13 protein-coding genes are annotated in these 13,840 nt (G+C 58.4%); 6 read left to right on the top strand and 7 right to left on the bottom strand.

The annotated features are described in order from the left end of the window. Window positions 1-119: 119 nt before the first annotated feature. The 5 genes from AC3Z8Y_RS14240 to AC3Z8Y_RS14260 form a co-directional block, all read right to left on the bottom strand. On the bottom strand, window positions 120-305 hold the full coding sequence (locus AC3Z8Y_RS14240) for a hypothetical protein (protein WP_181116827.1): 186 nt from the start codon (window positions 303-305) through the stop codon (window positions 120-122). A gap of 95 nt (window positions 306-400) precedes the next feature. Beyond that, the gene (locus AC3Z8Y_RS14245) at window positions 401-1,561 is read right to left on the bottom strand and encodes a lactonase family protein (protein ID WP_490086356.1); all 1,161 of its coding nucleotides are present in this window, start codon (window positions 1,559-1,561) and stop codon (window positions 401-403) included. A gap of 63 nt (window positions 1,562-1,624) precedes the next feature. Continuing rightward, window positions 1,625-1,897 carry a DUF5629 family protein gene (locus tag AC3Z8Y_RS14250; RefSeq protein WP_490086357.1) on the bottom strand — a complete coding sequence of 91 codons (273 nt, stop codon included), beginning with the start codon at window positions 1,895-1,897 and terminating at the stop codon, window positions 1,625-1,627. Between the two features lie 63 nt (window positions 1,898-1,960). Continuing rightward, on the bottom strand, window positions 1,961-2,953 hold the full coding sequence (araD1, locus tag AC3Z8Y_RS14255) for an AraD1 family protein (RefSeq protein WP_490086358.1): 993 nt from the start codon (window positions 2,951-2,953) through the stop codon (window positions 1,961-1,963). Window positions 2,954-2,988: 35 nt separating this feature from the next. Continuing rightward, window positions 2,989-4,299 (bottom strand): MFS transporter, encoded by a 1,311-nt coding sequence (locus AC3Z8Y_RS14260; RefSeq protein ID WP_490086359.1) that lies wholly within the window; start codon window positions 4,297-4,299, stop codon window positions 2,989-2,991. A gap of 197 nt (window positions 4,300-4,496) precedes the next feature. Between AC3Z8Y_RS14260 and AC3Z8Y_RS14265 the strand changes: the two genes are divergently transcribed. Further along, window positions 4,497-6,236, top strand: coding sequence for an IlvD/Edd family dehydratase (locus tag AC3Z8Y_RS14265; RefSeq protein WP_490086360.1), 1,740 nt, complete (start codon window positions 4,497-4,499; stop codon window positions 6,234-6,236). Window positions 6,237-6,362: 126 nt separating this feature from the next. Here AC3Z8Y_RS14265 and AC3Z8Y_RS14270 read toward each other — a convergent pair whose 3' ends face one another. Further along, window positions 6,363-7,352, bottom strand: coding sequence for a hypothetical protein (locus AC3Z8Y_RS14270; RefSeq protein ID WP_490086361.1), 990 nt, complete (start codon window positions 7,350-7,352; stop codon window positions 6,363-6,365). A gap of 394 nt (window positions 7,353-7,746) precedes the next feature. Between AC3Z8Y_RS14270 and AC3Z8Y_RS14275 the strand changes: the two genes are divergently transcribed. The 5 genes from AC3Z8Y_RS14275 to AC3Z8Y_RS14295 all read left to right on the top strand — a co-directional run bounded on the left by AC3Z8Y_RS14275 (window position 7,747) and on the right by AC3Z8Y_RS14295 (window position 12,200). Beyond that, complete coding sequence (locus AC3Z8Y_RS14275) at window positions 7,747-8,520, top strand: hypothetical protein (RefSeq protein WP_490086362.1); 774 nt, start codon at window positions 7,747-7,749, stop codon at window positions 8,518-8,520. Between the two features lie 133 nt (window positions 8,521-8,653). After that, window positions 8,654-9,403, top strand: coding sequence for a hypothetical protein (locus tag AC3Z8Y_RS14280; RefSeq protein ID WP_490086363.1), 750 nt, complete (start codon window positions 8,654-8,656; stop codon window positions 9,401-9,403). Between the two features lie 57 nt (window positions 9,404-9,460). Continuing rightward, a complete protein-coding gene (locus AC3Z8Y_RS14285; RefSeq protein WP_490086364.1) occupies window positions 9,461-10,213 on the top strand; it encodes a hypothetical protein in 753 nt (250 codons plus the stop codon). Between the two features lie 252 nt (window positions 10,214-10,465). Beyond that, complete coding sequence (locus tag AC3Z8Y_RS14290; RefSeq protein WP_490086365.1) at window positions 10,466-11,353, top strand: EamA family transporter; 888 nt, start codon at window positions 10,466-10,468, stop codon at window positions 11,351-11,353. 124 nt (window positions 11,354-11,477) lie between these two features. Further along, window positions 11,478-12,200: a FadR/GntR family transcriptional regulator gene (locus AC3Z8Y_RS14295; RefSeq protein WP_490090006.1), complete on the top strand. Its 723-nt coding sequence runs from the start codon at window positions 11,478-11,480 to the stop codon at window positions 12,198-12,200. 485 nt (window positions 12,201-12,685) lie between these two features. Here the strand turns inward: AC3Z8Y_RS14295 and AC3Z8Y_RS14300 are convergent, their stop codons facing one another. Then, window positions 12,686-13,753 (bottom strand): lytic polysaccharide monooxygenase, encoded by a 1,068-nt coding sequence (locus tag AC3Z8Y_RS14300; RefSeq protein WP_490086366.1) that lies wholly within the window; start codon window positions 13,751-13,753, stop codon window positions 12,686-12,688. Between the last annotated feature and the right edge of the window lie 87 nt (window positions 13,754-13,840).

Here is a 13,840-nt window from a genome sequence, read left to right on the forward strand (position 1 = left end):
CCAACTGGCTGGCAATCAGTGCCGCAACCACCACCGCGCTGTAACTGGCCAGGGCGAAGCAGGCGCCTTGGCGGGCGGACATCAGAATGGCCTTGGCCATGGCGCGTTCTCCGGTCGGATCAATGTTCGTCGGCGATCTTGTGGTTCAGTGCCGCGTAGAAGCTGGCGCTCTTTTGCAGGTAGTGCTGGGTGTAGCTCTGGCTCGAACGGCTGGTCTTGTCGTCCGCAACCGTGGCGCCGGCAGGCAAGGCTACCGAGGCGGAAATGGCGGATGCAGCGATAACGGAAAACAGATTGAAGTTCATGATGGCGATCCTCCGGGACGTGAGTGACTGTGAGGTCAACTTACGCCCCGGAGCGCGGCGGCAGAAATTCATTGCGCCGTTATCGGGTATCACCGCTATTGATGCGGCGGCGCGAGAAACTTCAGATCGGAGGGCGAATCCTGGCGATAGTGTTGCACCGTGCGCTGCAGCATGCCGGTCTTCGCGTCCCGCTCCATCACCACGATCTCGTTGCTTTTCTGGTTGGCGATCAACACAAAGCGGCCGGTGGGGTCCAGCGTAAACTCACGCGGGTGGTCCCCTTCGATGGAGCGGCGTTGCACAAGCTTGAGCCCGCCTTCACGGTCCACCGCATACACCACCAGTTCGTTGACCGCGCCGCGGTTGGCCACATAGAGGAACCTGCCGTCGGGCGACAAGTGCAGCCCTCCGCCTGCCCCGGTGGCCGGCTGTTGGCCAGGCACCAGGTCAATCACTTGCGTGCGTACCAGGTTGCCCGCACGCCATTGGAAGCTAGCCACCTGGGCCGGCATTTCCAGGGTAAGCCAGGCATGCTCGCCGCTGGCATCGAACAGCAAATGACGGGGGCCGCTGCCGGGCGGCAGGGCAACCGAAGCCGGGCTGGCTGGGTTCAGCGGCGCCTGGGCGTTGCCTTGGAAGCGGTAAATGAACACTTTGTCCGCGCCCAGATCGCTGGCGTACAGGTAGCCCCGGTTGCCCACCACCGAGTGCACGTGGCCGCTGGCCTGACGCTCGGCATTTACCCGGCTGGGGGCGTTCTTGAACTGCTGGATCACCTCGCCAAGGCTGCCGTCCTCCTTGATCGGCAGCACTGCCAGGCTCCCGCCCGGGTCCGGTTGCACCGCATAGTTGGACACAAACAGGAACTGCTCATCTTCGCTCAGGCTCGCGTGGGTAGGCTCGTCACCCTTGGTTTCCACCTGGTTGACCAGGGCGATCTCGTGGGTAGCGGGGTCGATGCGGTAACTGCTTACCTTCCCGACCGGGTCTTTCTGCCCGGGGCCGTTCTCGTTGGCCACGAATAGCCGGGTCTGAGCCTTGTTCAAGGCCAGCCAGGAGGGGTTATCGGTTTTGACCACCTGCACCGGCTCGCTGGCAATCTGGCCGGTCTGGCTGTCGAAGCGAAGCCGGTAAAGGCCCTGGCTGCTAGCCTGGGTGTAGGTACCGACCAGAAGGTCGTAGGTGGTTGCACTGGCAAGGGTGGAGCCAAGGGTGGCGGCTCCGGCAAGAGTAAGCGACATCAGCACTCGCAGCATGTATGAATCCTCGTTGGAAGACCGTGGCCGCGCGCAAAAGTTGAACCCCAGACTGCCTGTTGCTTATTCCTGGTCGTCATCTTCTTCGGCAGAGAAGGCTTCCAGCAAGCGTAGCCGATGCTCAGCATCGGATCCGATGATTTTCCACTGGTCGCTCTCTGTCACGAAAATTGCGCTGGCCAAGGCTTCGAGGCTGAAATGCCAGCGCCGTTCCGTTCGTCCATCCATGGTGAGGATGGTGAGGCCGTTGTCGCCCAGGTCGAATTCGAAGGCGTACAGGTCGTCGATGATGAGCATGTCGGCGCTGTCGAGCGCTTCGGCGAGGGAGAGGGTCATGAGGGACTCCGCAAAGGTAGAGGGCGCATTCTACCCTTGCGGCGCGAGCGCGGCGTATGGCGCTTACAAAACCTGCACGCCCCCTGGCTGGAACACCGCTTCGGCGTGCGCGATGCCGTTTACCAGCGGCTCGCCAAAGGCATCCAGGCTGATCTCGAAATGGTCACCCGGCTGCGCCTTGATGCCGTCGGCGAAGGACAGCGTGGCCGTGCCGAAGAAGTGCACATGTACATCCCCAGGCCGCAGGAACTGCGCGTACTTGAAGTGGTGGTATTCCAGGTTCTCGAAGCTGTGGCACATGTTGGCCGCACCGCTGAGAAACTCCTTCTCCCACAGCACCTCGCCGTCGCGGCGAATGCGGCTGGTGCCGGCCAAGTGCTCGGGCAACGGCCCTACCCGCAACTCGGGGCCGAAGGCGCAGGCGCGAAGCTTGGAGTGAGCCAGGTACAGGTAGTTCTTGCGCTCGATCACATGGTCGGAAAACTCGTTGCCCAACGCATAGCCCAGGCGATACGGGCGGTGGTCCGGCCCGATCACGTACAACCCGGCAAGCTCGGGCTCTTCGCCGGCGTCTTCGGCGAACGGCGGTAGCGGGAACGATCCGCCCGGGCGCACCAGGATGCTGCCGTCCCCCTTATAGAACCACTCTGGCTGCACGCCCGCCTGCCCCGCCGGGGGCCTGCCGCCTTCCACGCCCCACTTGAACACCTTCATGCTGTCGGTGATGGCGGTTTCGTCGTTGGCCTGCTGATGCATCTTGTCCCGGGTGGAAGCGCTGCCCAGGTGGGTGAGCCCGGTGCCGGTAACCAGCACATGGGCGGTATCGGGATGGTCCAATGGGGACAGGATACGCTGCTCATCGAGCAGTTGCCGGTAGCTCAGGCGCTCACCCCGGCCGCAGAGTTCAGCCTGGGCCGCCAGGCTGCGGCCCTCGGCAATGGCGCGCAAGGCCAGCTCGCGGGTGGACTCTACGTCCGCCAGGATCTGCACCTGGTCGCCTTCTACTACACCAACGTGGCGGTTACCGGCGGCGGTTTGCAATTGTACTAAGCGCATAGCGGTCTCTCTCTACGATTCAGAGGCAGGCGAAGTCAGGAGCGGGCACTGGCGGCGAAGGCTTCCGGCGGCAGCGCGTGGCGCCGCTCCAGTACTCGGTAAACGATGAAGGTGAGCACCAGGCCGAACAGCATCACCCCGGTGAGGAAATACAAGCCGCTGGCGAGCTGGCCGGTGGCTTCCTTCAGGGCGCCGACCACGAACGGCCCCAGATAGCCGCCGAGGTTGCCCACCGAGTTGATCAGGGCGATCCCGGCCGCAGCGCTGGCGCCAGCGAAGAACCGCCCCGGCAGCGTCCAGAACACGGCGGTGCAGGAGAACAAGGCGAACGCCACCACGCACAGCGCGGCGAGCTGCAACATGGGCGCTGCAAACCAGGCAGCGCCGAACAGCCCGGCGGCGCCCAGCACATAAAGCACCGCGAGGTGGCCGTAACGGTCGTTGAAGCGGTCCGAGCTACGGGGAATGATCAGCAGGCCGATGATCCCGAACACATAAGGCACGGCTGACACGAACCCGGTGGTGAGGTCACTGCCGCCAAACTGCTTGATCAGCGTAGGCAACCACAGCCCCAGGCCATAGATGCTCAGGGTGACGGGCAAGTAGAACAGCGCCAGCAACAGCACGCGAAAATCTTTCAGCGCGTGCAGCGGGTTGCCATGGCGGGTTTGCCCGTACTCGCGCAGGTCCTTTTCCAGTTCACCGGTGAGCCAGTTCTTTTCATCCTCGCTCAGCCAATTCACTTGGTGCGGGCCATCGGGCAACCAGCGCAGCACCGGCCAGGTCAGCAGAATGGCCGGCGTGCCGATCACGATGAACAGCCATTGCCAACCGTGCAGCCCCAACACCCCTTCCATGCCCAGCAAGCCGCCGGACACCGGGCCGGTGATCATCATGGCGATGGGTTGGGAAAGAATGAACAGGCCGAGGATTTTGCCGCGGTGGCGCACCGGGAACCACTGGGTAATGTAGTAGAGCACGCCCGGGAAGAAGCCCGCTTCGGCTGCGCCTAGCAGCAGGCGCATCGTATAAAAGCTGTAAGGCCCCTGGATGAACGCCATACCAATGGTAATGGCGCCCCAGGTGATCATGATGCGGGCGAACCAGCGCCGCGCGCCGAAGCGCTCGAGCATCAGGTTGCTGGGGATCTCCAACAGGAAGTAGCCGATGAAGAACAGCCCGGCGCCCATGCCATAGGCAGCGTCGCCGATGCCAATGTCCGCGCCCATGTGCAGCTTGGCGAAGCCCACCGCCGAGCGGTCCACATAGGCCACCAGGTACAGCAATACAAGGAAGGGAATCAGTTTGAAGGTGATGCGGCGAATAAGCCCGAGTTCCTGGCTCATGGGTCGGTCTCCAGGTCTGTTGTTTTTATGAACCTGTCTGGAATGCGGCATTGCGGCGGTCGCCCGATCGCATGCGCTCAGTGTGTGGAAGGACTATATAGTATTACTATTTGAGCAACAAGGACTTCCCATACGGGCCGATACAGCCTATTTTAGAGGCACTTGCTACCATTAGTCTTACAATAAGAGAGCCTGACATGTCTGAGAAGAAACCCACCCTGCGCTCGGCCCAATGGTTCGGCACCAACGACAAGAACGGCTTCATGTACCGCAGCTGGATGAAGAACCAAGGCATCGCCGATCACCAGTTCCACGGCAAGCCCATCATCGGCATCTGCAATACCTGGTCCGAGCTTACGCCGTGCAACGCACACTTCCGCCAGATCGCCGAACACGTGAAGCGTGGCGTGCTTGAAGCGGGTGGTTTTCCTGTTGAGTTCCCAGTGTTCTCCAACGGCGAGTCCAACCTTCGCCCCACCGCCATGCTTACCCGCAACCTCGCCAGCATGGACGTGGAAGAAGCGATTCGCGGCAACCCGGTAGACGGCGTGGTGCTGCTCACCGGCTGCGATAAAACGACCCCTGCCCTGCTGATGGGTGCCGCCAGCTGTGACGTGCCGGCCATCGTGGTCACCGGCGGGCCGATGCTCAACGGCAAACACAACGGCCGTGACATCGGCGCCGGCACCATCGTGTGGCAGATGCACGAAGCCTATAAAGGCGGCCTGATCGGCCTGGACGAATTCCTTTCCGCCGAAGCTGGCATGTCCCGCTCCGCCGGCACCTGTAACACCATGGGTACCGCCTCTACCATGGCGTGCATGGCCGAATCCCTGGGCGTGTCGCTGCCCCACAACGCCGCCATCCCGGCAGTGGATTCACGCCGCTATGTGCTGGCGCATATGTCCGGCATGCGCGCGGTAGAGATGGTGAAAGAAGACCTGCGCCTGTCCAAGGTGCTCACCCGCGAAGCGTTCGAAAACGCCATCCGGGTGAACGCGGCCATTGGCGGTTCTACCAACGCGGTAATCCACCTCAAAGCCATCGCCGGCCGCATCGGCGTGGACCTGGAGCTGGACGACTGGACCCGCGTGGGCCGCGGCACCCCTACCCTGGTGGACCTGCAACCTTCCGGCCGCTTCCTCATGGAGGAGTTCTACTACGCCGGTGGCCTGCCCGCCGTGCTACGCCGCCTGGGCGAGAACAACCTGTTGCCCAACCCGGATGCCTTGACCGTCAACGGTAAAACCCTATGGGAAAACGTAAAGGCATCGCCGATCTATGGCCAGGACGAAGTGATCCGCGCCATCGACAACCCGCTGGTGGCCGATGGCGGCATTTGCGTACTGCGCGGCAACCTGGCGCCCAATGGCGCCGTGCTCAAGCCGTCCGCGGCAACGCCAGCGCTGATGCAACACCGTGGCCGCGCCGTGGTGTTCGAGAACTTCGAAGAATACAAAGCGCGCATCAACGACCCGGAACTGGACGTGGACGCCACGTCCATCCTGGTGATGAAAAACTGCGGGCCCAAGGGTTACCCAGGCATGGCCGAAGTGGGCAACATGGGCCTGCCTGCCAAGCTGCTTGCCCAAGGCGTGACGGACATGGTGCGCATTTCCGATGCCCGCATGAGCGGCACCGCCTACGGCACCGTGGTGTTGCACGTAGCCCCCGAAGCTGCCGCCGGTGGACCATTGGCCGCGGTGAAAGAAGGTGACTACATCGAACTGGACTGCGCCAGCGGCCGCCTGCACCTGGACATCAGCGACGAAGAACTGCAAGCCCGCCTGGCCGACTGGCAACCGGAGAAGAGCAACCTCATCCCCGGCGGCTATCGCCAGCTGTACATCGAGCATGTGATGCAGGCGGATCAAGGCTGCGACTTTGACTTCCTGGTCGGGTGCAGGGGGTCGGAAGTGCCGCGGCATTCGCATTGATGTGTAGTAGCTGCAAGACATTCTGGTAGCAAGCGGCGGGGCCGGCCATCCGGCGAAGCTCGCGAGGACATTCGCGAGCTTCGCCAATCTTATAGTTTTCGCGCGAAAAACCTCCTATCTAATCCATTAACCGATCTTCAGCGCATAGTTCTTACGAACGTGCTGGTTAATGTAGGTGGTCAAACCTGAGCCGCGCTTGGCCAGCCGCTGCATTTCATGCACAGCGGCAAGGCCTGGTCGGTTGGCGTCGTACACATACAACGTTGAACGGTCCACGAAGCGCAAGGTGATGCTGTCGCCTTCGATGAGGTAGGCAACAACGCCACTGCTGCCGTTCGGGCCGCCATAGGGGTGCATGGTGCCTGCCTGTTCTGGTGCGGGCTTGGGAGTTGGCTTGGGCTCTAGCAGTGCACGGGTACCGTCTTCGGCGTCCTTGATGGCTCGGTTGACTTTTTTTTGCCACTTTGAGAAGTCTTCCGGCTTGTCCTTTTTGGTGAAAAGATGCCGCTTGCTAAGGTATTCAGCTTCGAAAGCTGTACGGGTAACGGACCGCATTTCCGAAATCCATTTGCTCGAAGCTTTCAAATCGCCAGTTCGATTTGACCACATCGCCAGCTGAGCGATAAACCCGAGATTCGGGTTTTGCATATTTAACTCACCTGGGCCATTGGGGTTATTTTGAGCTGCCTTCAAAGCGCCTTCCACATGACCCATGATATTATCGAGCTGCTTGTCATCTACCTCGTCGACCAGCGCTTGGTGGCGCATCAAGGCCGCATCCACTTTTCCGATATCCGCCTCGCTAAGCAATTTGGCATTTTCAAGCGCGGCTTTATAAATAGCATCCGCTTTGGATTTTTCCATTTTTTGAGCAGCCACATCCGCATCAAGTATCTTTCTAAAATACTCTTGCGCCAATCCGTTCTCTGCGTATGGACCAGTGTCGTTCTGCATGCTTCCAAATGCCAAGCCGCTGTTCGCTGTCGATATGCTTGATTTATACGGATTGGTACGCGCAACTTCTCCACTCTTTACTGCCAGCCTTACATATTCTTTCAGGAAGGCGGGCGAAGGCCCTTTTTGCGTCTCCGGAGACTTCGATTCAATTTCACTCATACATCACATCCTTATGTGCGGTGAACAGACGGCTTGTCTGTAGGTCCGGATTGTGTGCATATCATTTTTGAATCGTAAGACTGAAAACATTCCCACCCTCTTAGCAACATAAAGTTGATCTTGCGAAAGCCCAGGCACAAACTCTACCCACCAGCGGCACCGCACGCGCTAGATCAGTAAGATTACTAAGACAATCGTAAGAAGCCCTTATCAAAACTGACCCATCACTCTGATAGTTAAGCTCGAGCGCAACAACCTGCATAGTTTTTGGGGTAATAATTCGTGCTGATCTATGTCAAAACACATATCGTGTTGCAAACGATCCTGCACGGCGCCTATCAATTCGATATAGCGCCATGCTTAAATATTTGCACTACCTACCTGAAGCATCCACATGAAGATACCCCTATATATTCTTACCGCAACACTATCAACTTCAATCATGGCCGACCAAATTGAGAACCCTGCCTCGTATCAGCAACGCGGCTATAAACTCGAAAGGCTTGACGAAGCTAGTGGAGGACAAGCTCTGGTGAACCTAAGAGCTATTGGGCTTTTTCAGCAAATGCGCGGAAGCGACAAAAACTGCAAGACTGTTTATCAACTATCTAACTCGCAGGGGCAGAGCATCGGCTATGGGTCAATCTGTGTGACACTTAATAAATACCGTAGGGATTTTTTTTGCTGGAACGCCTCAGGGGAACATTTCGGCTATGCGCCTGACGGTTACGAAGCAGGTCCCGAATGGATCGGAGATAGCATCCTCCAAGGCTGCGGAGGCGAGTTAGTAAGTTCACCAGGCCACCGAAAGCGAGGCGGCGAGGTCGAATCGAACCCCCAAAGGGGAACGTGGAAGTTGTCGGAGCTAGGATGGGGCAAGCGTCGCCCGGTGCTGAGGATGCTGGTAAGCGATATAGAGTATTACGGCTTTACAATTCCGCTTGATTATTGTGAGAAGACTCATTACATAAGCCTGGGCTGGGACAAGAATACATACTATGCAACTATCTGCGGCATCAAGGAAACAGGGAAAGAAGCCTTGATTTGCTTCGATAACGTGGCTGGACATTTTGCACTTTTTACTCGCCACCAAAGCACGCCAGAATGGATGGAAAATACTATCTATAGGCACTGCTGGGCAAGGAATGACTCGCTTACTATTTTCTAAATATTTAAGTGACCAAGCCCCCTTTGCGTCTTGTTGTTGGTTAACATCATGTCGCAAAGCCCTGCACCTCAGGGCTTTCCACATATGGACTACCGTGCTCAAATATCTAACACCACCTACCTGAAGCACGCCCATGAAGATATTCCCGCACGCCCTTGCCATTGCATTCTGCGCAACAGCCAGCGCTAATGAACGCGAAACAACCGATTTCTATGACAAGCTCAATTACCCCTTAAATGAAGTTACCCCCGAAAACAGAGCCGCAGCGCTGGAGCCTCTGGTCGAGATCAGAGAGTTTCAACGCATCCGAGGGCTTGCGGGGAGTTGTGAAACCATTTACCACCTCACCGATACGGATGAAAAAAGCGTTGGTTACGGTTCCATTTGCAGAACTGCCCAGGAATATCTAAAAGGTTTCTTCTGCTGGGACGCAGAGGGCCGGTACTTTGGTTATGCGACCAAGTACCAAGAGGATGACCCCGACTGGATTGGAGACAGCATCCTCCATGGCTGCGGTGGAGCGATGGTGCCTGAACCGGACTACAGGCACCTCATCCCTCCCCACCAGTTGGTTGCTAGCATAGACGGATGGGCCCTGCCAGAGGTTGGATGGGGCGAGACCCGCCCGGTCAAAACCATGCTGTATTCGGACCTTGCACGGCTTGGCTTCGACATAAACCCACGATGCCAGGATATACGCCTGATATACCGGGACCGTGAGTCGAATGATCACTATGCGGCAACGTGCAAAATCGACGAGGCAGATAACACGGCCGTGATCTGCTTCGACAATATAGGCCGGCACTTCGGCTTGTTCACGCGCCACCGCTCTACGCCCAAGTGGCCCGAACTCACCATTTACAGGTTTTGCTGGAACGGCTAAACCGGCAGCCCCCTAAGCCACTTCGCTGCCTTCCTACACAAACCATGAAAGCCCGACATGAAACTACCTTTATATTTCCTTACGGCTGTATTCTCTACATCAGTCCTAGCAGAACCCGACGAGCCACTTCCTTTCTATCAGCAGCGCGGCTACACCCTGGAAAAAGTTCCGGCATCACTCAAGGCAGAGGTGCTGGCGCCCTTAAGTAAAAATGAAGAATTCAGGCGCTTACGCGGACTAAAGAGAAGTTGCGAAATCATATATCATCTGGCCGACCCGGCAGGTCGAAGTGTCGGCTATGGCTCCATTTGTAAAACCAGTCACGAGAATGAAAAAGGCTTCTTCTGTTGGAATTCAGCGGGCCAGATCTTCGCCTACGCACGCAAGCTTTATGGGGCTGATGCACACTGGATCGGTGACGGCATTCTCCATGGCTGCGGCGGGGCTTTGGTGCCTACGGCAGAGACTGGCGACCGCATGACCGAACTTCCGGCAACAGCATCTACAGATGACTCATTGCTGCCAGAACTCGGCCTGGGCAAAAGAAGGCCGGTTCTGGCCATGCTTGAATCAGACATTGAAGACAACGGCTTTGACATATCCCTTGGCCACTGCGAAAAAATTCGCATCAGATGGCTCGGCCGGGAGAAAAACTCAGGGTACGCCGCAATTTGCCAAATTGATCAATCAGGTAAAAAGGCAATGATCTGTTTTGATAATTTTATGGGACACTTTGGCCTGTTTACTCGGTATCAGGATACGTCCAATTGGGCGGAGCATACGATTTATGGATTTTGCTGGGGCGGTTAGTTGATTTGCCATAGGATACACCAACCTGAACAGCGCCCGCCTCGACTTACAGACATACTAAAGATTTTATTTTGCGCGGCGGGACATACCTACGCGGGTTGGTAATATTGAAATATTCCGATACAATGTCTTATTTACGGAAAATCCGTCTTGACCTGCAGGTAGGCCCCAAGCTTGATGGGTTTGTAGGAAAAGTTACCTTGAGCGTCTTCAACTATTGCCCTAGACTTTTCGTACCTCTTGATCTCCCATATGCCTTTCCAAATCGGCAATGGGGTAATTATGAGTTTACTATTAGGCTTACTAACCGCCGCACTCTGGGGGCTGACAGACTTCCTCGTAGGCGTCAACTCCAAAAAGACAGGGGTTTTGTGGTCGTTACTGTTCAGTCATTTGGTGGCTTTCGTTGTACTGTCGTCCCTTGTGCTTACCGTATGGCCGTTCCACTTTGATCCAGCATATGCGGATACATATTTAAAGGCTTTTATCTCTGCCGTACTGATGTCCATCGGCGCCCTGTTGCTCTGCCTGGCTTTCAAGTGGGGCAAGATATCGATAATCGCGCCACTGGTAGCGACTTACGGATGCTTCACCGCCTTTTTCAGTTGGGCTGGGGGAGACGTCTTAAGCCAGGCCGAGTACTTAGGGATCGGCGTCTGCGCTGTAGGCGTTGTGTTTGTTTCTCAGTCCGGAAGAGAGAAAGCCGCCAGCTCAGGGGCTTCAGCCTTTCCAATACTGTCTGCCCTCTGTGCCGCATGTCTCTGGGGACTGAGTTTCTGGATTCAGGGCACATACGTTCTGCCTATTCTCGAACCCGCACAAATGCTGCTGTTGAATAGCGTCGTTGGGGTGGTCATGGTTGGGGCTGCTGTGACCGCTTTTTCTGTCAGGATCCCCCGACTTCAAACACGCAATTGCGTTTGCTTGTTAGGGGCTGGGGTCGCCAACGTAACGGGTTTCCTGTGTTTCGCCTGGGGATTGGCCAGTGGCTCACCGGCGGTGGTTACGGTACTGAGCACCTTGTCCGGAGCAGTGGCCTGTATCATCGCAGTGGTTCTACTCAGAGAAAGGTTGGCTCGTATTCAAATCATCGGTTGCGGCCTGATACTTCTAGGTGCGATGTTCCTGACGGGGGCGTAATCAAGCGCTATCTGGCAACCCGCCTCCCACATGCTCGAGGGGCGCCCAACAGCGCCCCCCTTCGGCATCCACCCCGCTTTGCGCTATCATGCCCGCTCCGCCCGCGCAGGTATTACCCCGCCCCATGGATTACCGCAAACCCTCCGAACGCAAGAGCATGCACGCCCGTATCGTCCAGGAGCTGGGCATGCACATTGTGTCTGGCCGTTTTTCGCCGGACCAGAAGCTGCCGCCCGAGGCGTTGTTGTGTGAGGAGTATGCGGTCAGCCGGCCGGTGTTGCGCGAGGCTACCCGGGTGCTGGTGGCCAAGGGGCTGGTGTATTCCCGGCCGCGGGTGGGCACGGTAGTGAAGCCGCGCAAGGAATGGCACCTGCTGGACCCGGATGTGCTGCACTGGGTAATGCAAACCACGCCGCAGAATGAATTCTTTGCGCTGCTCACCAGCGTGCGCGCGATCATCGAGCCGGCGGCCGCGGCGCTGGCGGCTCAGCACGCCACCCCGGAGGATGTCGCATCCATTGGCGAGGCGTATCAGCGCATGGAAGCGGCAAAAACACCGGAAGCGTTGTTGCAGCCCGACCTGGATTTCCATAGCCGCATTGCCGACGCCACCCATAACGACCTGCTGGCGCACCTGTGCAACATGCTGTCGATGGCCCTGCGCGAGGCGCTGCGCCACTCCAACCAGCGGCCGAATCTGCATGAGCTGGCGATGCCTCGGCACAAGGCGATCCTTACGGCGATCGAGAGCCGAGACCCTTTGGGCGCGCAGCATGCGGCGCTGGTGCAACTGGACGATGCGCGCAATGCCTTGAATGTTGTGTTGGGGAAGCAATTGGGGTTGTAAGCCTTTCTCATCGAAACAGCGTGCGAATGACTGTTTTTCGCGAGCTATGGCCGGATGGGCCGGCCCCGTCGCTTCCCCACAGGTGAGTACCAATGTCCTGACACGCGCCATTTTATAGGAGACCTCTAACCCTGTGGGAAGCGGGCGCCAGCTCGCGAATAGCCATTTTTCGCGAGCTGGCGCCCGCTTCCTACAAGGGTCCGCTGTCGCACTCTGAACAACTTTGTTCCATGAGAGTAGGCGAAGCCTGCGAACATTCCCGGGCTACGCCTACGGCTCCCCGGATGGTCGGGTGGCCGGCCTCGCCGCTTCCCCAGGCGTTTACAGCTTGAACCCGCCCATCCACTGCTGCGTAGCCAGGCCTGAACACCTGCTGTTGGGAATGACTTGAGAAAAACAGCTCACGACGGTTGCTTCCCACAACGTACTCGGCTGCGTACAAGGCGGGCGCCACCTAGGCGCCCTTTATGCAACGAGGGCTTAGCTCACCCCAGCGGCGCCCAGAACGGGAACTGGTCCGGCACGTTGGTCTGGGATTTGGCGATGTGTGCAGCCAGGCAGCGATAGGTCCGCTGCTGCCAGGTCACTTCATCGCCAATGTGGTAATGCGTGTTCAGCGCCCACGCCGTGCCACCGCTGTCGGCCTTGGTGGTGGCAGTCACCACGTTACTTTTCGCTGACCAGCGCCCTTGCGCATCAACCGCTATCACCGCGTACTCATAGGCCGTGTTGGGGGCAAGGCCGGCGTCGGTGTGCTGGGTAGTTACCCCGGCTACGGTCGCCACAACCCCGCCGTCACGGTACACCTCATAGTGCGCCACGTTTCCACCGGCGGATGCATTCCACATAAGCTGTATCGCGGTTGCCTCAGTGGCCATCACATGCAGATTGGTCGGCGCTTCCGGCGGGTTGCCAGGCTCCCCGTCGCCTTCGCCGAAGTCCAGATCAATTACCTGATAAAACGCCATTGCCGTGTTGGCAACTTCCCATACCGCCAGCAGCACGTGGTAGCCCCGGTAATCGGGCAAGTGCAGGCTGTGCACGGTGGGGTCGGCAGGTGTGAGCTCTGCGCCGTATTCCCAATGGGGTTGCCAGGTGAGCTCCACCGTGTGGAAGGGCTCTTCGTGGAACTGCGCCCGGGACAGCGGCGCGTCGGGGTTCCAGCCCGGCTTTGTGATGAAGTAATTCCAGCGCCGGGTGGTATGGATCGCGGAATAACTCCAGGAAATTTCCAGCGGCTGCAGGGGCTGGACCGAATGCTTGGCCCAATGCGCGCCAGCGGCGTCCAGAATGCTCGCATTCGGATTACCAGCGCTGGCGATCTTGCCATCGGCGGGCGGCGTGGCGTTCACCCCGTCCTGGGGTGCCAGTGGGTCGGCGAGGCCGCTGGCGGTCAGCGGAAAGAATTTACCGGCTTCCAGGGAGTTAGGGATTGATGCATCGAAGGCATCGTGGTCTTCGCGCATGATCACCGCCCGCGAGCGGGGCGTGATCACCCGGCCATGACGGGGCGTGGGCACAGCTGTCTGGATAAAGCCTGCTTTGCGTGGCATAGCTACCTCTACGAGCATTGCTTGAAAGGACGGCCGGCCTTCAATGGCCGACTGCTCGAGAGGGTGTGGCCCCCCAGAGCTGCCAAC

Source organism: Pseudomonas sp. 3MAES_34.3B (assembly GCF_058145875.1).